8 protein-coding genes are annotated in these 20448 nt (G+C 60.3%); 1 reads left to right on the top strand and 7 read right to left on the bottom strand.

Annotated features, from left to right (window positions below; genetic code table 11):
* Nucleotides 1–278: 278 nt before the first annotated feature.
* Nucleotides 279–2150 (bottom strand): SulP family inorganic anion transporter, encoded by a 1872-nt coding sequence (locus DES53_RS13650; RefSeq protein WP_113958825.1) that lies wholly within the window; start codon nucleotides 2148–2150, stop codon nucleotides 279–281.
* 97 nt (nucleotides 2151–2247) lie between these two features.
* Nucleotides 2248–2787: an RNA pyrophosphohydrolase gene (locus tag DES53_RS13645; RefSeq protein ID WP_113959077.1), complete on the bottom strand. Its 540-nt coding sequence runs from the start codon at nucleotides 2785–2787 to the stop codon at nucleotides 2248–2250.
* 182 nt (nucleotides 2788–2969) lie between these two features.
* Here DES53_RS13645 and DES53_RS13640 point away from each other — a divergent pair, with 182 nt between their 5' ends.
* Nucleotides 2970–3626 carry an HAD family hydrolase gene (locus DES53_RS13640; protein WP_113958824.1) on the top strand — a complete coding sequence of 219 codons (657 nt, stop codon included), beginning with the start codon at nucleotides 2970–2972 and terminating at the stop codon, nucleotides 3624–3626.
* A gap of 155 nt (nucleotides 3627–3781) precedes the next feature.
* On the opposite strand, the gene DES53_RS13635 is transcribed toward DES53_RS13640, so the two are convergent.
* The 5 genes from DES53_RS13635 to DES53_RS13615 all read right to left on the bottom strand — a co-directional run bounded on the left by DES53_RS13635 (nucleotide 3782) and on the right by DES53_RS13615 (nucleotide 19604).
* Nucleotides 3782–4834, bottom strand: coding sequence for a Gfo/Idh/MocA family protein (locus DES53_RS13635; RefSeq protein ID WP_113958823.1), 1053 nt, complete (start codon nucleotides 4832–4834; stop codon nucleotides 3782–3784).
* Nucleotides 4835–5367: 533 nt separating this feature from the next.
* Complete coding sequence (locus DES53_RS13630) at nucleotides 5368–9828, bottom strand: DUF7133 domain-containing protein (protein WP_113958822.1); 4461 nt, start codon at nucleotides 9826–9828, stop codon at nucleotides 5368–5370.
* 168 nt (nucleotides 9829–9996) lie between these two features.
* A complete protein-coding gene (gene thrC / locus DES53_RS13625; protein ID WP_113958821.1) occupies nucleotides 9997–11355 on the bottom strand; it encodes a threonine synthase in 1359 nt (452 codons plus the stop codon).
* A 143-nt stretch (nucleotides 11356–11498) separates the two neighbouring features.
* Nucleotides 11499–18932, bottom strand: a complete 7434-nt coding sequence (locus DES53_RS13620; RefSeq protein WP_113958820.1) for an autotransporter-associated beta strand repeat-containing protein — start codon at nucleotides 18930–18932, stop codon at nucleotides 11499–11501.
* A gap of 390 nt (nucleotides 18933–19322) precedes the next feature.
* Nucleotides 19323–19604, bottom strand: a complete 282-nt coding sequence (locus DES53_RS13615; RefSeq protein ID WP_113958819.1) for a hypothetical protein — start codon at nucleotides 19602–19604, stop codon at nucleotides 19323–19325.
* Nucleotides 19605–20448 lie beyond the last annotated feature (844 nt).

Genomic DNA, 20448 nt, shown 5'->3' with positions numbered 1-20448 from the left:
GCACACGCGCTGCAATGCAGAAGACCTAGCCTCGACAAAGGAAGCTGTTCGGCAAAATGTCGGAGAAGTTACAAAAAGATAGTGGTCTTTTTTCCAACGTTATATGGTCACCATAAATGCACCATTGGCACATAAACATTTCTGTATTTAAGGTGAACTTCCATAAAGCGAGCGCGCGGCACTGAGCATTTATGCAGGGCGCATGCCTGCCATTGCAAAAGCATGCTCCGCCACATTGCGATTCGCCCACGCAACCCTCTCAGCCACACTCCAGTGCACTACTTCGCGCCTTCGTCCTTCTTCGAATGCCGCGGATCGTAGTAGATGTGCACGTCCGCCTCCTTCGCACCGATGATCTCCTGGGCGCGTTTCAGTGCATTTCGCGTGGAGATATTCGGATTCTGCGCGCTGCCCATGAAGAAGTTTTCGCGACCGATGTCCTTGAGCACGCCGCTGTCGCGCAGCACGCGGTACACGTCCTTACCAGCACCGCTGATAATCAGGTCGCGCCCCGCTTTGCGCATGGTCTGCACCAGTTCCTCCAGGGCCATCACGCTCGTGGCATCGAGGTGGCGGGCATTCTTCAAGCGCAGGATGATGATGCGCAGGTTCGGGTCGGAGCAGGTGCGCTGAATCTGCGTCCGGAAGAGTTCCGCCGCACCGAAGAAGAGATCCCCCTCCACGTGTACAATGGAGATGGAAGGATGCTGGCGCTGGGCATTGAGGGCGGCCTCCGCGAGATTGCCTTCCTTGTTGAACTCATACTCCACCAGCGAGGGACGCGCGGCCTTCCGCAGGTAGAGCATGATGGCCACCCCCACCCCGGTGAAGATGGCCACGTGCAGCGGCACCAGCAGGGTGGCGATGAAGGTGACCATGAACACAAACGCGTCCGACTTCGTGGCACGCAGGCAGATGCGGATCTGCCTCCGGTGAATGAGGGAGATCGCGATGCAGATCACCAGCGTGGCGAGAGCCGCCTTCGGCAGATACACGATGAGCGGGCCGAGGGTGAGTGCACCGGTGAGGCATACAGCACCACCCACCAGGCTGGAAACAGCGGTGCGCGCACCGCTTTCAAAGTTCAACGCAGATCGCGTGAGGCTGCCACTGGCTGGCATGCCGGCGAGGTAGGCACAGGCGAGGTTTGCCGCGCCGAGGCTGAGCATGTCCTGATTGCCATCCACGCGGTAGTTGCCGCGGCTGGCGAGGGTCTTGGCCATGATGCTGTTCTCCAGATTCGCCACGAAGGCGATACCGAGGGCCAGGCCAAAGAGCTGGGCGAACTGGGAGGGCGCCTCCGAGGAGAGGAAGGACGGAAACGGCGGCAGGAGATTCGCCGCGTCCAGTTCCCCACTCGCAAAGGTAGGCAGGAAAATGTTGAAGCGCTGCAGCAGCAGGCACACGAGCGGCCCGGGCAGCATGCTGATGAGGAATGCGGGCCACTTCGGCTTCCAGTGGCGCAGGGCCACATAACATCCGGCGGTAGCGAGCGCCACGAGAAGGGCCCACCAGTTTGCCGCACTCAGGTGCGTGAGGAAGTTCCACACATTGCCAAAGACATTCCCAGGCGCGGTCTCCCCCTCCTTCACCCGGGTGGCCACCCGCTCCACACCGAGGAGCAAGGGGGCCTGGTTGATCACAATCATCACAGACGCGCCGGTCACATACGCCACGATGACGCTGCGGCTGATGTACTGCGCGAGATCCGCGATGCGGAAATAGGCGCCGAGGATGAGCATGGCCCCCACCAGAAAGACCAGCATGGGCATGAGCTGCAGCTGGTCCAGGTGAGGGTATGATGCAAAATAGGAGAAGATGATGAAGGCGGAGCCATTCGTAGGCCCCAACACCGTGTGACGGGAACTGGCCAGCCACGGACCAATCAGCGCGGAGATGGCGGAGCACATCACGCCATACCGCAGCGGCAAGCCCGCCATGGAGGCGAAGGCCATGCCCTGGCAGAAGCCGAGCAGCGCCACATTGATGCCCGCGCGCACGTCCGCCTTCGCCTTCACCGTATTGTACCCCGTGAGGGTGCGCTTCAGCGGGAAGGGGTCGAGCGGGTTCTCCAGGGCAAACTTGCGCGCGGCATCCCAGATGGTCCACAATCCGTGCCAGACTTTTGCCGTGCCTGCCTGCCAGTCCAAGTGCGTCCTTTCTGAGTCAGGCCACCGTATGGGCGCCCCGGGGTTGTTGCTCGCTCTGTGGTGCCTTCACATGTCACACCATGACCTACGTCTGCACCTACTTCTCCATGCCGAAGAAGTCACGAAAGACACGGAGATACACGTCACGCTTGAAGCGCGGCACCCAGCTCATGTCGAACTTTTCCGGCCGGATCCACTTCCACTTGTCGAATTCGCGGTGGGCCGTGTTCAGATTGACGTCCGAGTCGCGGCCAAGGAAGCGGCAGAGGTAGTATACCTGCTCCTGCCCGGCGTAGACGCCGTACTTCAGCCGGCCCTTGGGGAATTCATAGCGGTAGCCACCTTTGCGGTCGAGGATTTGGATGTTCTCGGGCTTGAGGCCGATTTCCTCCTCCACCTCGCGGTAGAGGGCCTCATCCCAGCCTTCCCCCATGTCCACCCCACCCTGTGGGAACTGCCACGCGCCCTTCAATCCGGCGCGCTGGGCCACCAGGATGTTGTTCTCCATGTTCAGGATGATGGCAGCGACGTTTGGCCGGTAGAGAATGGGGGCCGACGAAGGCACACCGCGACCTGCCGTCGTTCCCTCCGAGGGAACCGGCTGCTCAACCGTCACATCTTGAGGAGGGACTGGCATGGATTGGCCTTTTAAAATTTCTTCCATTTCCAAAGATTTGCAAACTGGTTTGTCAAGAACTCTTAAGTTTCTGGCCACAACCGTTCCGACCCGTTACCAAGCACGGGTCGGGCCGGATGGATACCTTTTTTCACTTGGCAGGGGCGGTCATTTGAGCTTCGTGGAGAACGACAAACCCCACCATGAAAGCGTTCATCTTTGACCTCGACGGCACCTTGATAGATTCCCTGGCGGACATCGCGGAGGCGGTGAACCGCATGCTGGTAGAGCGTGGCTTCCCCCGGGCACCCCTTTCCGCCTTCCCCCGCTACGTCGGCGACGGCGTGCGCCCCCTCGTGGAGCGCGCCCTCCCCCCGGAGGCCTTGGACAAGGTGGACATCGATGCCTGTGTGGCGGACTACCAGCGCCACTACAACGACACGTGGAAGGACGCGACCGTCCCCTACACCGGGATGCGCGAGACCCTGGCCGACCTGCGCGAGCGAGGCATGAAGCTGGCCGTGCTCTCCAACAAACCCGACCACTTTACGAAGCTCTGCTGCGCCCACTTCTTCCCGGAAGCAGGATTCGAGATCGTACTCGGCGCCCGCGCCAATGTGCCCCGCAAACCCCATCCCCAAGGCGCCTTTGACATCTGCGAGGCTCTCGGCGTGATACCCGCGGATTGCGCCTATGTAGGCGACTCAGGCATCGACATGGAACTCGCTGTGAATGCCGGCATGCTCCCCGTGGGCGTGCGCTGGGGCTTCCGCGGCGAAACTGAGCTGAAGGAAAATGGCGCACGGCAAATCGTGGCGCACCCGGATGATTTGTTGTGTCTGGTGAATGGGGTGTGTTGAGGGGCAGTAGCCACTGGTCGTCAGTCATTGGGCGGGAGGGCGCGGTTGGGAACTTCCTTCCTTCTCGTCCTCGAAACTCTCAGTCTCCGAAGTTCCTCTGCGTCTCTGTGTCTCTGTGTTGAATCCAATGCAGCCTGCCACACCCAGCATTGCCATCACATCATCCCACTCGCCCTCAGCACCGTCTCCTGCACCGCGAGGTCATGCTCCGGCGTGAACTCCCACGCCTTCTCCCCGCGAATCGCTTTCGCGAAGTCCACCCAATCCGCCGCATAGCGCGGCAGGTTCTCCACCTTCACGGTCTGGATGCCCTTCTTGTACTCGCCACGCGGACGATCCAGCATGAGCCGCACCACGGGAGCCTCCAGCGGCAGAATCTCCACGGTGCCCATGTTCCCGCACACCACGAACTGACGCCGCGCGCCGCCCTGTACTTCAATCATGGAGCTGCGCACCGTGGCGGTTGCCTTGGGATAGTCCAGCACGGCAAGCATGTTGTCCGCCCAACCATCCTTTCCGCGCTGGATGTGTGGCGACACTTTCTCCGGCTTTCCCAGCAGGCGCACCACGGAGTCGATGACATGGCAGCCCAGCTCAAACATCGAGCCGCCCTTGTACGGCAACATCTCCACGCGGCCCGCGTCATCCATGAACTTGCTCATCTCCGCATGGATCACGGAAATCTCGCCCAGCCATCCCTCGCGAACAGCTTTCACCGCGAGATCGAAGCCTGAGTTGTAGCGGAACATGTAGCCCATTTTCACAAGACGCTTCTTCGTCGTCGCCGTGTCCAGGATGCGCTTGAACTGCTCCAGCGATTCCCCTGCGGGTTTGTCGAGATGCAGGTGCAGTCCAGCATTCACCACCTTCTCCGCCGTGTTCAGCAGGTCACTCACATCCGTCTCCACCGACACCGCCTGCAATCCGGTCGTATTCAGCAGTTGCTCCTCCGTGAGCCAGGGCAGCCCGGCATACGCCTTGTCCTTCTCCACCTTCTTGCGCTGTGCTTCATCAGGCTCCACGATGCCCACGACCTCGTAGTCACCACACGCACGCAACGTTTCGAGCTGGCCGGAGGCATGTGCATGCTTCGTCCCGATCTGGCCTACACGAATAGGCTTCACACTGTCGCCGGCTCCGTGGATGGATGATGAGAATGCAGAGGCTCCTGCGCCCAAGGCGAGTGTGTGAAAAGTGCGGCGGTTCATCGTGTGATGGTGACAGTGATGGATGGGGTGCAAAGGCAAACGAAGCGCGTGGGGGGGGCCTTGCGGGATTTGGTGAGATCAAACCAAGCAGCCGCGCTGGAACGAGAACGAGCACGCTCTGAGCATGAAGGTCAGGTTAGCGAAATCGAAGCGGTGCCGAAGGCCTTGGACTGCGTGCAGCCTGCTGCCGCTTTACCAAAGTGCAGCAGGCTGCACGCAGTCCAAGGACGCTTCGCGTCACAGCATCCGAATCAGTCGTGAAACATTGCGTTTCCATCCGATATCACGCAGTTTTCCCAACCTGACTCCTATGCTCTTTGCGTGAACTCATCCGCATCCTCTCAGTCTCCGAAGTTCCTCTGCGTCTCTGTGTCTCTGCGTTGAATCCAATGCAGCCCACCACACCCAGCACCCTTGCATCAACCACCCCGCATCACACCACTTACTCACAACCACAATACGCCAAAACAAAAAACGCCGCCCCGTTCCCGAGGCGGCGTTTGTGAAATGAATTCTCGTCTTCGCGTCGACGGCTACTTCTTCGCCAGCGCCTCCAGATAATCCAGAAGGCTCGCAAACTCACGCACGGTCAGGTTGTTCACCAAGCCGGGCGGCATCATGGAGATGGGGAGCTTGTCGCGCTTCGTGATGTCCTTCACCGCATAGGTGAATTCCTGCGAGGCGATGTTGCGGATCTTCACACTGTCAGCGCTCTCCAGCGTGATGAAGCCCATCTGCTGGCTGCCGTCCTTCAGGGTGAAAAGCTCTGAGGCAAAGCCCTGCGCAATGGTCTTGTTCGGGTCGATGATGTTCTGCGCGAGTTCAGGGCGCTTGTAGGTCTGGGCAATGTTCCCCAGGTACGGTCCCTTCTGCGGCTGGTCCATGCTGGTGGTGTGGCAGGCCACACACGTCGCACGCGCAAAGATTTGCTCACCGAGTGCCACATCCCCCTTGGTCTTCAACACCTGGGCAATCACATCCTCCGGCTTCAAGGTGCCGATGAGCGGCCCACTCGCAGCCGTCTTCTTCTCCAGCTTCATCGCCTTCGCAGCGTTCTGCGCCGCGGAGGCCACGGTTTTGTCTGGGTCGTCCATCGCAGCCAGCACCTTGTCCGCATACGGATTGTGCTTCAGCGAAGCCACCGCCTTGAGGATTTGCGCGCGGCGTTTCACATCATGCTGCCAGCCGGCATCAAGCGCCTTGCCGGAGAGTTCGCGGGACTCAGGGCTGCCGCTGGTGCGGGCACTGAGATTGAGCAGAGCCATGTCAGCCCACTGTGCCGTCGGCGTGCCGACCTTCTCCGCTTCCACTTCAAGAAGCTGGTGATGGTTCTCCAGCTTCGGGGAGTTCAGGAAGGCATTGCGCGCAGCTTCCTGTTCCTTGCCTGCGCCCTGGGCCTTGGCCAGTGTCACCAGTGCGGTGAGGGAAGCCTTCGCACCATCCGCGCTGTCCGTCTTCGCAAGTGCGGCAATGGCTTGGGAAAGCACCGTCGCACTGCTCGACTCATTCTGCGCGGCAGCCACGAGGAGCGGCACACCGGCAGCAGGGATATTCTCCGCGGCAGCGAGCTGGCCAACGGCATCCGGGATGAGCTTGGCATCGTTCTTCGCCAGCGTGAGGATGCGCTCCAGCGCTTCATTGAACTGGATGCGGTTGCGATTCAACTCGCTCACGAGGAAGGAAGATTCTTCCGGCGTGGCTTTGCTCAGCACCTCCTTGATGGCAGCAGCCACCTTCGGAGTCTCACCCCAGGCTTCGGGCTGGTAATACGGTCCGCGTGTATCGGGACGGGTACCCCACGAGTCCCCCTTCCACTCGCCTTCATGGAAATGCAGACGGCACAGGGCGGAGAGGAGCAGCTTGCGAGGCTCGCTCGCGGTCGTTTCGTTGATGCGCTTGATCAGGCCATCCACCACGGCGGGCTCATGCATCTTCTGCAATGCGCGAGTGGCATTGAGCTTCACCTGCGCGGTGCTATCGGCGCTGTCGAAGAGCGCGAAGCACACTTCATAAGCCTTGAGCTTCGCAAGCGCCTGCACAGACACATGTTGTGTCACTGCATCCCCATCACCGAAGGCGAGCTTTGCATAGTTCTCCAGCACCTCCTTGGGCCAGTCCTTCACGTTCGCCATGAAGCGCGAAAGCTCTGCCAGCCCCGCAGGGGTCTGGAAGGCCTTGGGAATGGAGAATTCCTTTCCTTTGCCCGGAGGCACCACGATACTGGCAACGTCGGCGAGACCCTTCGCCGCGATGGCAGCGAAGACGGTGTCATCGTCGGCAATGGGCTTGTTGCCCACCGTCACCATCGCCTTTGCAGGCACCTGTGTCGCTGCGAAGTAGGCGGCGGCACGCGTGGCAAGTGGTGCCTCGGTATTGTGAATATAAGCACTCAGACCCTCTTGCGCATCCGTGGGCAGGCCACGACGCACGAGTTCACGCTGCGCTTCCATGCGGCGGCGGTTGCTCGGGCTCTCCATCAGCTTCACCAGCTCCGCATCGCTGGCCTTCGTGAAGTTCGGCAGCGGCTCTGCCTTGTAGCCCTTCGGCTTCACACAGACAATGTAGCCCACGTTCGGCCCTTCCCAGTTGAAGGTCGCGCCCTTCCAGCTTGCCAGGAATACGCGGCTCATGGCATCCACATCGCCATCCGTGGGACGAGTCATCTTAATGAAGGGCTTCGGAGCTTCCGTCTCCTCATAGGTCGCGCCCTTGCGCTTCACGCTGTGGTGCCACAGGGCACCCGTGCCCCAGTCCGCGGTGAAGGGAGCGTTGTTCCACTCGCCGAACCCGGGCTCATCAATGTACACCGCACCGCAGCCCGAGCCGCCACCGTAGTCGGCCAGCGGCTGGATGGCTTCGTCATTGAAATTCTTGTACAAGCGGGGATAACCGTGATCACCGAAGCCGCCGGTGAAGTGGTGGAAGCGCACGTTCCAACCGCCACCGTCGTTGGTGTTGTCACGCGTGAAGATGTCCATGAGAGGGCTCACGGCGACTTCGAGGATGTTGCGCGTGCCCGTGGAGTACAGCGAAAGACCGGTGCCATCAGGACGCAGGCGGATGACGCCGCCGCCTCGATGCTGCAGGTGCGTGCCATCGGTGCCTTCCGCATCCATGAAACCGAAGTCACCACCGGCGATGTACAACCAGCCATCGATGCCGAGGCTGAGACCATTCGTGGTGTGGTCTGCGGGACGATCCTTGTAGCCGAACGCAATTCCCTTGATGAGTGTCTTGCGCTCTTCCGCCTCGCCATCGCCATCCTTGTCGATGAAGACACTGAGATCGGGAGGATGCACGACATAGAGACGGTCGTTGTCCCACACGAGGCCACGAGGGGCGTCGAGATCCTTCACAAACTCCTTCACTTCATCGGCGCGTCCATCGCCATCCTTGTCACGCAGGCGCAGGATGCGGCCACGCTTCGGGCTGCGGCCCAGCGAGCCGTTGCCATCGCTGGAGACATAAAGGTCACCATTTGGCGCGGCGGCGATGAAGACAGGATAGTTTGCCATCTGCGGCGGAGCGAAGAGCGTGGCCTCGAAGCCATCCGGAACTTTCACATCCTTCAGGATTTCCGCTTCCTGTTCCGGTGTGAGCTTCACCACCTGCGGCGGCACGTTGCCCTCTTTGGAATAGGGGTCCGCCGCCTTAGCCTCTTCCTTCTTTGCTGCAGCCACCTGCTTGGCATTTGCCTGCGCGCCGAGGGACTTGATGCCTTCGCCCTTTAGCGATACCTCGCGAATGCTCGCCCATCCACCCTGTGAAGTGCCGAGCACGTTGACGCGCACAAACTTGATGTCCTTCCCCGTGAAGCTGTGTGTGCTGTCTCCGCCCTTGTCATTGTTCTTCGCATCCGCGAGCACGGTCCATTTCTTGCCATCGGCCGATCCCTCGACCACGTGCTTGTACGCATTGTTGCCGCTCTCCCACACGATGCTCGCGCCGGTGAGCTGCTGGGGTTTCTCAAACTCCACCTGGAGCCACTGTGGGAAGTCGCCGCCGTTCGCGCACCAGCGGGAGTTCTTGTCACCATCCACCGCACGCCAGGCGAAGTTACTCTTGGCGGACTCTTCGCTGGAAGCGGTGAGCTTCACGGGAGTCGCGTCCTTCGCGATGGCACCAGGCTGTGCCGCAGGAGCAGGAGCAGCGGCGGCAGCAGGTGCCTCGGGCTTGGGAAGATTCACGAATGTTCCCGGCTCACCCTTATACGGCTTGAGATAGTCGTCATTGAGCTTGCCGGCGGCCCAGAGCAGACCGCGTGTCACCAGGTCCAGGTAGCGCGCATCCGCCACGGTGTCGTTGTTGTGGCCAATGGTGGTGCTGAAGACCTTCGTCTTCTTGTCGCCATATTCATTCGTCCAGGCGACGATGTAGTCCACGTCCTTCGTGCTGCCGTCCTTCTGCTTGATGCGCTGCTTGCCCATGGCCAGCGGGTGCGCACCGAAGACGTTCACATTGTTGTACAACTCCTCCTTGATCGTGGTCCAGTCCTTGAGCGGCTTCGTGATGGGATGCTCCGCGTCAACGAACTTGATGTCGATGGGCTCCTGCGGCCCGTGGCCGGTCGATTGCAGGCCGATGTAGTCGAACCAGTCATTCTTCCCGATGCGGTAGGAATGCATCGCGCAGTGCAGGTTCACCCCGGGCAGGCCATTGCGGTGCGCATCCAGGATGTTCTGCACATACTGTGGCTCCTTCATGCTGGCCGCGCACTCATCGTGGATGATGATGTCGTAGCCCTTGGACCAGTCCTTGTTCTCGTAGATGGGGAAATGCGGGGCGGTGCCGCGGTCTTCTGCATGGATCACACTCACCTGCACATTCGCTCGTGCCTGGATGCCATCCTTCAGGATGACATGCTGCCTGGCATAGTCATGGCAGCAGCCGCCGCAGACGAGCAGCGCGCGGAGAGGTTTGGTTTCTGCGGAGTAGACCGTCGCCGTGAAGGCGCTGGTGATGAGTAAGGCGAGCGAGACTAGGGTGAGCTTCATTGAAAAACGGGAGAGCACAATACGCGGACTCAGGAGCATTTTTGCATCACATTTGGAGAATGTGACTATCACAGGTTGTCATGAGCGACTCTTCGCAGCACTCGACACACCTACACGCTTGAGGAACAACCCTCTGCGCATCTTCGCATTCTGAAGATGCGTGCCCCATCACGCCCGATGCTGGGCGTCGATGAAGGCCTTCACCGCTTCCGGAGTTGCTTCCAGCGGATGCGTTTCCAATGGCTTGCTCTTCAGCGCTTCCAGCGTGGGATGCGTGGGCTCAGCGCCCGTGGCGGACTGCACCACATCCGGAAACTTCGCAGGATGCGCCGTGGCGAGCACCACGCTCACGCGATCCGAAGCCATGCCAGTGAAGCCGCACGCGGTGTGGGGATCCATCACATAACCGTAGGAGGCATAGATGCGGCCAATGGTCTCACGAATCTCTGCGTCCGTCATGCGGGAGGCTTTCATCGCAGTCTGGCCAGAGGGAATGTTCACGGCATCGCCGCTGCGCATCTGCTCCATCACCTCACGCACCTTGGTGGCATCTTCGCCGAGCAGGAAATAGAGGTAGCGCTCAAAGTTCGACGCCGCCTGGATGTCCATGCTGGGCGCATAGCTGGGATGCACGTCTCCCTGGCGATACTCACCCGAGGTGAAGAATCGGTAGAGGATGTCATTCTGATTCGTCGCCACGCGGAAGGATCCTGCGGGCAGTCCCATGCGCTGTGCCATCCAACCGGCGAGCACGTTGCCGAAGTTTCCCGTGGGCACCACGAACTCCACCCCTCCCCTCGCCTCCGGCGGGAGGCGCAGCCATGCCCAGATGTAATACACGCACTGAGCGAGCACGCGGGCGATGTTGATGGAGTTCACTGCAGAGAGGTGCTGCGTCGCCGCAAAAGCGGTGTCACCAAAGGTCTGCTTCACCACACGCTGCGCATCATCGAACGTGCCCGGCACCGGGATGGCATACACATTCGACGCGCCCGTGCAGGCCATCTGGCGCTCCTGCAGCGGAGCCACGCGGCCATTCGGATACAGGATGAAAATGGAGATACCCTCCTGCCCCATGCAGCCATGGATGGCCGCCGAGCCCGTGTCCCCAGAGGTCGCACCCAGTACGGCGAGCCGCTTCCCCGTGTGCTCCACCTGGCGCTTGTACAGCAGGCCAAGGAGTTGCAGGGCGAAGTCCTTGAACGCCAGCGTGGGTCCGTGGAAGAGCTCCAGCACATACGTTTTCTCATCCAGCTTCCGCAGCGGAGCCACGTCGGGAGAATCAAAGCGCTCGTACGCCCTCTGCGTCAGCGAGTGCCACTCCTCACGAGGAATGTCCGGCGCAAAGAGTGTGAAAAATTCCGCCGCCAGCTCCGCGTAGCCCAGCTTCTCCCAATCCCCGAGCTTGCCACTGATGTCTGGCCATGAATCTGGCAGAAAGAGGCCGCCATCCGGCGCCAGACCAGCTTCGACCGCCTGGGAGAAGGTGTGAGGTTGCGTGAGGCCGCGTGTGGAGATGTACTGCATGGACTGGGAGGGCCGACAAGATGGCCGAACCCAGCCAGATCACCAAGCGGAAATGGTGAAGTTTGGGGCAGGAGCCTTTCCCTCGTCTGGGGTAGACTCCATGCAACTTGAAAGAGCTCCGAAGAACCGGCTCGCAGCGATCCTTAGAACTTCCAGTTCACATTTAGTGAGATGGTGTGCTCCGCATCCTCGTTGCGGCCGAAGTTCGCGTGGTAGTAGAGGCTGGTGGAGAAATGATCGCCGAACAGGGCATTCACCCCCACACCGGCATAGATGGCATCCTTGTCCGGAGTTTCGGTGATGTAGTTGAACGCAGGGCCGTTGCCACCATCGAGCGTGGCATGGATGCTCTCGCCACCCTGCATGAATTCGTGCTGCCAGAAGGCCCGCACCTCGGGGATCAACACCACTTCATCACTGAGCTGGAAGGTGCAGGCCACACGGGCGCCAAGGTAGGAACGCAGGCTTTCCTCCTCTGCGTCCCGCACATCCAGGCTCAGGCTGCCAGCGCCACGTTCCGTGAAGCCATCGAGCTCCACCTTCGTGTACTGCACGCTCAATGAGGGACCGAAGGTGAAGGGACCCGCGTGGAAATCATATCCCGTGCCGAGCATGGTGAAGAACTCCGTGCCATCCGTGTCGCTTCTCGCACTGCGGTTCAGCGTGGCCCAGCGGATGGAGCGCTGCACGTCATAGTCTGTGCTACCACCGCCCACCACGCCATGCGCGTAGAATCCGCCCAAGTCCACCGTGGCATACGCACCGAAGCGGACCGAATCCAGGTCGAGGTCTCCACCATGGTCATAGTCGCTCCAGCCTTCCTGATATCCCGCAAACAAGCCCACGGAGACATGCTCGCTGAGAGCGTAGTCGGCTCCGGCAAGATAGGTGCCGCTCTCGAAGTCCTCACCCGGAGTGAGGCTCAGTCCGCCCTCGGAGAACATGCCACTGCCCAGCACCCACGCATTCCAGCGAGGCTCATACGCGGCGGCCACTTGGGGAGCCTGCACGTGCTTCGCTCCCTTGCCTCCCACGGCAGGCACTTGCGATGGTGTCGCAGACGCTGTGGCGCTCTGAGTTCTCGTCCCCAGACGCCGGGCGCTGAGTTGCTGATGCAACAACTGCCCCTGGCTGTGACTCAGCTCGATGGCGGTGGTCAGTGCCGTTTCATAATATCCGGGCATGATGGCCGCAAAGGCTGCGGGATAGTGTTCCTCCGTCAGAAGGTCGAGCGCCAGCGTCACTTCCCCGATGTCTCCATCCTCAATGCCAATCCACTGGTCCAGCGCCTGCGCCACACGCGTTTCATTGCCTGTGTGTGCCACCAAGGTGTAGCTGGTGGGAGCCACGAGCAGGATGCCGGCGTGACCAGCATTGAGGAAGCGACCACGGAAGCGCTCATCCTGCGGCATGAGGATGCGGTCAAACTTCCCCACGATCCGGCCTGCCTGCAGGAAGGGCACCTGCTGGCCGAAGGCGAACTGGTTGCCGCCATAGTTGCGCACATCCAGCGTGCCATCGAGACGTGCCGTGCCCCTGATCTGCAGACGGTCGAATACGCGTGGACTGGCGACTTCGATTCGCAGCGTGCCCGTGCGGGTCTGCGTGTAATTGCCATGAATGCTCAGCGTGCCGGGCGAGTTCCCCGGAGAGACGAGGCCAGCGTTGATCACATGGCCCACAATCAAGCCGCTGCCACCGAGCACACCGCCACTCCCCACATGCACGCTGCTAGTGTGCAGCGTGCCATTCACCAGCATCGTGCCTTGATTGATGAAACTCGCGCCGCCTACTTGCAAAAACGTATTTGCCACCAGCAAGCCACTGCCGTTCTTGTGGAAGTCACCAGGCACAATCACGCTACCACCGTTGATGCTCGCACTGCCACCCGTGACGGTGAAGTTGCCACTCGTCACCCTCAGGTTGTTGTACACCTGCAGTGTGCTGCCAGGATGGAAGGTGAGCGAGTTCACCATGTTGCTCTGCGCGGGATTGCCAGTCGTGACAGCGCCATCCACCAGGAAGTTCGCCATCGGCGGTGTACCGGTGGGCAGGGCATTCTGAATGATGCGCCCGCCGATCAGGCTTCCATCATAGAAGTTGAAATACAGCTCGGTAAAGTCCTCGCTCATAAGGAAGGAGCCCGTGGCACCACTGAAGCTCAGAAGACCCAGATCCCACGGCGTTCCGGGGTCGAGACCATCGATCAACAGGAACATCTGAGTGCTGTTCAATCCCCCCAGATTGTTGAAGGAGAACAGTGCGGGGGCGCTGAGCGTGCCGAGGCCATCGTCCACAAAGATGGTATCCGACACACCACCAGCGCCGAGGTCCATGAGCAGGCCACCACCTTGCAGACGGAGGCTATCTACGGTGACATCCAGCACCGTGCCTGCACCGCCCGGGCTGAATGCCCCACCCGTCACTGTCACCGAGGAACTGGCCAGGTTCATTCCCGCAAGAGTGCCCGCATGGATGATGGTGTTGCCACTGTGGGTGAAATTCTGGTCGAGCGTCCAGGTGCCCGTGCCCTGCTTGATGAGCGTGCCGTTGAAGGTCGTGGTTCCCGTGACCGCGGCGGAGTAGAGTTGGGTGCCCGCGCCATCAAGCGTGAAGGTGACGGCACTGTTGGTGCTCATGTTCAGGTCACCCGTGATTTCACTTCCGGTGAAGAGTGTCACGGCGTTGGCATAGTCACCCATCACCACCCCACGCTGGATGATGCCGCCGCCGCTGGCACTGCCATTGATCAACGTACCGGCAGCTCCCGCAAAGCTGACTCCCACCCCGTGGCTGCCCATGGCGCCACCACCACTCGTGCCACCGCGATTGCCGCCCGCGATGGTACCTTCATTCGTTAGAGCGCCTCCGCCGGTGAAACTAACTCCCGCACCACCATTGCTACCGCCAGCGAAGGCGCCACTCGCGCCACCATTACCACCTACGATGGTGCCTCCATTCGTCAGCGTTCCGGAGTCCCCAAAGGAAACCCCTGCGGCACCGTTTTTGCCGACGCCAAAGGCGGCGCCAGTGCTCCCGCCATTCCCGCCGGTGATGGTGCCGGAGCTTTGATTGGTGACTGTTCCGCCTGCCGCGAAGTCGATGCCAGCGGCAGCAGCGCCCGGGGTTGAGTTCGCTCCCCGGCCACCGTCGCCGCCTGCTATTGCGCCGGCATTGGTCACGGTGCCCGCCGCGCCAAAGCTCACCCCCGCAGCTCCATCGCCACCAACGTTACTACCATTGGCGCCAGTCAGCGGGGGGCTGCCACCATCACCGCCGCTGATGGCTCCAGTGCTGTTGTTGGTCAGGGTGCCCCCAAGGGCGAACACCACTCCCACGCCCCCACCACCACTGGTGGCAGAGCCCATCGTGGCACCCGATGCATTGAGCACGTCCAGTTCGTGCGAACCAGAGCCCCCCGCTCCACCGGTGATGATGCCATCATTGGTGACCGCGCCGAGAGCACCAAAGACCACACCCGCTCCACCAGTCCCGCCCCAGTTGGCGCCGCCTTGGGCGCTGTGGGTGATTGCGGTACTGCCGTTGCCACCTGCGCCACCGTTGATTCCTCCCGTGTTGGTCAGGGTACCGCCTAAATCAAAATAGAGGCCCGTCCCGCCATTGCCACCGGCGGTCATGCCGCCCACGCCATCATTGGTGAGATTGGAGAGACTGTTTCCTCCCACACCGCCATTCACGGTGCCGGTATTCTCCAGCAAGGAACCAGCGTCACTGAAGGTGATGGCCGTGCCCCCATTCCCACCCATGGAGCCGCCGCTGATGGCTCCCGTGCCCACTTGCACGGTGGAACTCCCTCCGGATCCGCCATTGATGGTACCAGCATTGGATTGCGCACCATTGGTAAAGATGATCGCCGTGGCACCATTCCCGGCCTGTGTGATGCTTCCGCTGCCATCCGCAGTGGCTGCGGTATCCGCTCCGTTTCCACCAGTCACCGTAGCACTTGCCATGGTGTTAAAAGTTGCGCCACTGTTCACCGTCACGGCGACGGTCGAAGGGAGAACAGACGTCCCATCTCTTCCGACCAAGGCAGCAGGGTCGACGCCGTTGCCAAGTTGCAGAACTCCTCCATTCACCGTCGTGCCACCCGTAAAGGTATTCACCCCAGTGAGCACGATCGTCCCGCTACCCGTTTTGCTCAGTCCCCCATCGCCAGTGAGGGGCACATCAAGGGTGGCTGTCAGTCCTGCATCGATACGGAACTCCGCTCCACCCACAGCCAGTGAGAAGGCACCGTTGTTGTCCGCATCAGCCAGGAGATACCCATCCGTACTGAAATGCAGGCCGCTGATGGTCTGAGTGCCATCCACCTCCACCGTGCCACCGGCTGTGCCGCTGAAGACCGCCGTGAGATCACTCCACACGTTCTGGCCGTTGCCATTGCCGTCCGTCCAGTTGGAATTCGTAGCATTCCAGATGCCGCTGCCCCCATTGACCTCACCGTTGGTAGCAGGACCATTTCCATCCCAGAATTGCAGACCCGTGTAGTCAGCAGTCAAATTCACCTCCCCTAGGGTCGACGTATCCAGCGTGAAGTTGTAGCCAGCCAGGAGATTGCCTAGTTCGAGACCATTGTTCGTCAGATCTCCATCGTAGTTGATCAACCGGAACGTACCGGAACCAAAACCTCCGGCATTGGCGACATTGAGTACTCCATCCAGCACCAGATCTCCCGTCCCGCCCGAGCCGCTCTCCACGCTGATGAGATCGCTGTCGACCCCTGCGGTGCCAGCGGGATCCCCCAGTTCAAAATCAAGCAGTGATCCATTGCTCAGAATCAGTTCATCTACCGTCAGAGTGCCGGGGCTACTGCCAGGCGCGAGAGTCCCGCCATCAGCCACGGTGATCGCCCCCGTAATCTCGCCTGAACCACCCAATGCGCCCCCGTTGTGAACCTCGATGTCTGAAGTCATGGAACCGTCGACTTGCAGGAGGCCGGCCTCGATCGTGGTGCTGCCACTATGGCTCCACGCCTCATCAAGAATCCAGGTGCCGGCCCCTTGCTTGATGAGCGCACCATTGAAGACCGTCCCGTCCGTGACTGCAGCGGAGTAGAGCTGGCTGCCCGTGCTGCCATCCAGCGTGAGCGTCGTTGTCGTGTTGTTGCTCATGTTCAAGCCGCCCACGATCTCACTGCCGATGAACAGAGTCACGGCATTGGCAGCATCGGCCATCTCCACGCCGCCATGGATCGTGCCACCGCCACTGTTGCTGCCGTTGGTCAATGTTCCCGCAGCGTCACTGAACCTGACACCAATCCCGACCACCCCTGAAGTGGTACTTCCAATGCCACCCGCTCCGCGGCTGATGGTCCCGGTGTTGGTCAGCGTGCCACCGTTGACAAAGACGACACCAGCACCGCCGCCCCCTCCGGTTCCAGCATGGACGCCAATGCCGGTACCGTCACCTCCGTTGCCAGCCGTGATGGTACCGCTGTTGGTCAGCGTTCCACCACTCGCGAGTTCCACGCCCGCTCCGCCCGCGCCTCCAGTACCGGAGCCACCTGAATCACGGCCAATGCCAAGGCCACCGTCCTCGCCACTGATGGTACCACTGTTGATCAATTCGCCACTGCCCGTGAACCTCACCCCCGCACCACCGCCGCCACCGTAGCTGTGGCCAAAACCCTGGCCGCTGCCACCTTTACCGCCCTGGCCGCCGGTGATGGTGCCAGCATTGGTCAACAAGCCACTGCTCGTGAAATATACCCCCGCTGCTCCGGAGCCACCATTTGGAGAGCCCCCGTCGCCTCCTTTGCCGCCCTTGATCGTTCCGCCGTTGTTATTGGTCAGTTCGCCAATGGTCGTGAAAAACACCCCCGAGGCTCCACTGCCACCGACTCCATAAATATCGAAGCCACCAACGCCGCCAGCGATGGCGCCACTGTTGGTCAGTGCGCCCTCGCCATTAAATTCTACACCTGCTCCGCCACGGCCACCATACACTCCCATGCCGTTGCCCCCGTTGCCGCCGTCGATGGTACCGCTTCCATGGTTGGTCAGTTCGCCACCGTCCCGGAAGAATACCCCCGCTGCTGCAAGGCCGCCGTAGCCGTATTCGCCGCTGCCGCTGCCACCGTTGCCGCCCTTGATGGTGCCTTCGTTGGTGATGGTGCCGCCGTTCCGAAGTACCACCCCTTCCGCTCCGTCCCCCGCATAGGCGAGCCCGAAGGTATTGCCCCCATTAGACCTGAAGGTATCGGTATCGCCGCCATGGCCACCGGAGATGATGCCGGTATTGGCGTTGGTAATGGTGCCGCCGTTGTAGAACATGACTCCCACGCCGCCATCGCCACCGTACCCGTTGTTCTGGTCGCCAATGCCCCAACTGTTATCAAGACCACCGCCATCGGCAAAGCCACCGTTGCCTCCGGAGATGAGGCCGGCATTGGTCAGTGTCCCAACGCCGAGGAATGATGCTCCTGCTCCGCCATCACCGGTTTCCATGGTTCCGGGGCCCAGGTCTTCATTCCCCTCGATATCGCGCAAACCGTCGCCACCGTTGCCTCCGCGGATGATGCCGCTGACCGTATTGATCAGTGTGCTGCTATTCCCAAAACTCACTCCCGTTCCTCCCCAACCACTGTAGGCATCTCCGAAGATTTCAATGGATACGTAACCTCCATTACCCCCACTGATGGTGCCAGCATTGGTCAGTGTTCCGCTCCCATTGAATATTGTTCCTGCTCCGCCAGAGCCACCCATGCTATCCCCATAGGTCGCGATGGAGGCATCTCCACCTTTACCGCCCGTGACTGTGGCATTGGCCAGGACGTTGAAGGTGCCACCATTGTTGTTGATGGTCACCCCTACGAGACCGGTGCCACCTATGGCAAAAGCGTCATCTTCCAGAGCCAGAACATCGTTTCCATTTTTTCCACCAAGCGATGCCGCATCAATACCGTTGCCGAGTTGCAGGCTTCCCGCGTTGACTGTGGTGCCACCAGTGTGGGTATTCACCCCGGTCAGTATCGTCTTTCCGGTGCCGAAAAAGTTCACCGTCGTAGAGCCGGAAATGACCACCGCAGCACCGGTAGCCGTGCCATCCTTCGTGAAGTAGTACTCCGCGTCTGTGTGGTTGAAGTTCAGCACCGCCGTGCCTGCGCCGCCGTGCACTCCGCTGGCATTCAGGACACCGGCATTTGTGTTGCCCTCAATGAAAAGGGTACCGGTGGAGCCAGACTGACTGGCCAGGGTGATCAGCGAAGTCCCATTGTTTACGCTCAGCACACCACCGTCCAAGATGGCAAGACTACCGACAGATGTCGTTCCCAAGGTGATGGATGAGGCATTCCCGACGGTCGTGAGATTCGCTATGCCGCCATTGTTGATGATCGCATGATCTCCGATTTGCGGTGGAGCCAGCAACGACCAGTTCGCGCCATTTTCCCAGGCACCAGCACCGACGTTAATCCAACTGTTGTCCGCCGCCGCAACTGGCTTGGGAGCGAGAGAACCGAGTACCAGCAACAGCAGCAGTAGCGCCGGGGCAAACGGGAACCTCTCATGGTGTGACGTATGAATGGATGCAGGGGCAGACCTCGGGGGTAGATTCATGGGAGAGGTGTTGGGAGAAAGAAATTTCCCACTTAGCAGTGCGTGTGAGTCTGCCTGAACCCAGAGCGCATCAGGCCCACGTCGCGGATTCTTTTACCGCGAAGAGCCAGTGCCTGAAGTTGAGAACGACGGTTCAGTGAGAGTTGACTGGTTTTGCACCTAGAGAACGGTAAATATGGAAATTCCTTAGTATTCTAAAGCCCATTTTAGGGCATTCCGCACGAGAGTCAGGTGAGGACTCTCCTTATCGAGATCCGTTCTGCTTCGGCGTTTAAAAATGCGGCTGCCTCTTGCGACTCATGCGGACGCAGCACTCTGCGAACGGGCGGGGAACAGGAAGGCCTACGACAGGATGAGCCCTATCACGGCTAGAGCGACGTACAGGCGCTGTCACACAGCCTTCGCCAGGACTCTCTGCACTGCATCGCTGGCAGAGTTGATGGGCGGCAGATTCAGCACGGAGACATAGTGCTCAGCAGCGTCGTCCTTGTGCACCCAGGCATAGGCACGGTCCGCAGTTTCATGCCCGGTCAGGCGAAAGATCTCCACCTGTCCACTCCACAGCGTGCGACCATCCCGCACCTCATGCACCAGCGTGCTCTGCAAATGCTCCGCTGCGCATCCGTGCACGGACTGTACCGCACGGCGTAGGGCAGCGATTTTCAGGGGCATGGGAAAAGTCTGCCGAACACGAGCAGTTTGATCAACCCTAAGGCACCCTTCATTAGATCTAAGGATTGCAGGATCCAACCTCAGACATTGATGTAAGCAAGCACTCGCAAAGAATTGAGCGCTAGGAGATCCCACTACTTTCCGCGCAAAACGCAGGAATTACTCGATCGACGTGTTTATTTTTGCAGACAATTCTTTTCTTTATGAAACAAATAATGCACATCTTGTTGATCCATTTGCAGGCTGAATGCATGTTTACCGTCCAATCTTGACTGTTATGGACACACACAAGTCCTCCGAACTGGGCAATGCGAAGTGGCGGGTACAGTTTCTCCAACGAGTACTTCATGTCCACCGATGTACGACAGGTTTTCACGGTGAAGCGTGGACGGTACATGAGAAGCACTTCCTTCAGCAGATTGCGGCGGCCGAAGAGTGCCTTCACGAATTGGAAGCCTCGTGTGCAGAGGTGGTGGAAGCGCCTGTCGACATACCGCGTCCCTACCGCGCCAGTGGCACCCCGGGCGACGGACCGGGGCTGATTTCTCGGGGTGTCTACGCCCAGTACCCGGCCCCTTTCAGGACGGCAAATGTCTTCTCAAGCGGCTCTCTGTCTGAGTAATCAGCAACCACGGAGTGCTTGAGTACAATGGACTCTGACATCTTTTTACGCAAGGGACGTGCGCGCCCGCTGCACACGGTTCCAGGCGCACTCCCTTACGTCGAGTCCGACCGATGGTCGTGATGTCAAGCCGTACAGGGCTGACTGCGCCTTGGCCATCTTCCAAGGAAAGGCAGGGCCAGGCCCATACCCCAGCCGTAAAGCCGCACCAGTTCCGACCTT

Source organism: Roseimicrobium gellanilyticum, assembly GCF_003315205.1.
Lineage (GTDB): Bacteria > Verrucomicrobiota > Verrucomicrobiia > Verrucomicrobiales > Verrucomicrobiaceae > Roseimicrobium > Roseimicrobium gellanilyticum.
The sequence above is the reverse complement of the archived record's forward strand: the minus strand, read 5'-3'. Positions and strand labels throughout refer to the sequence as shown.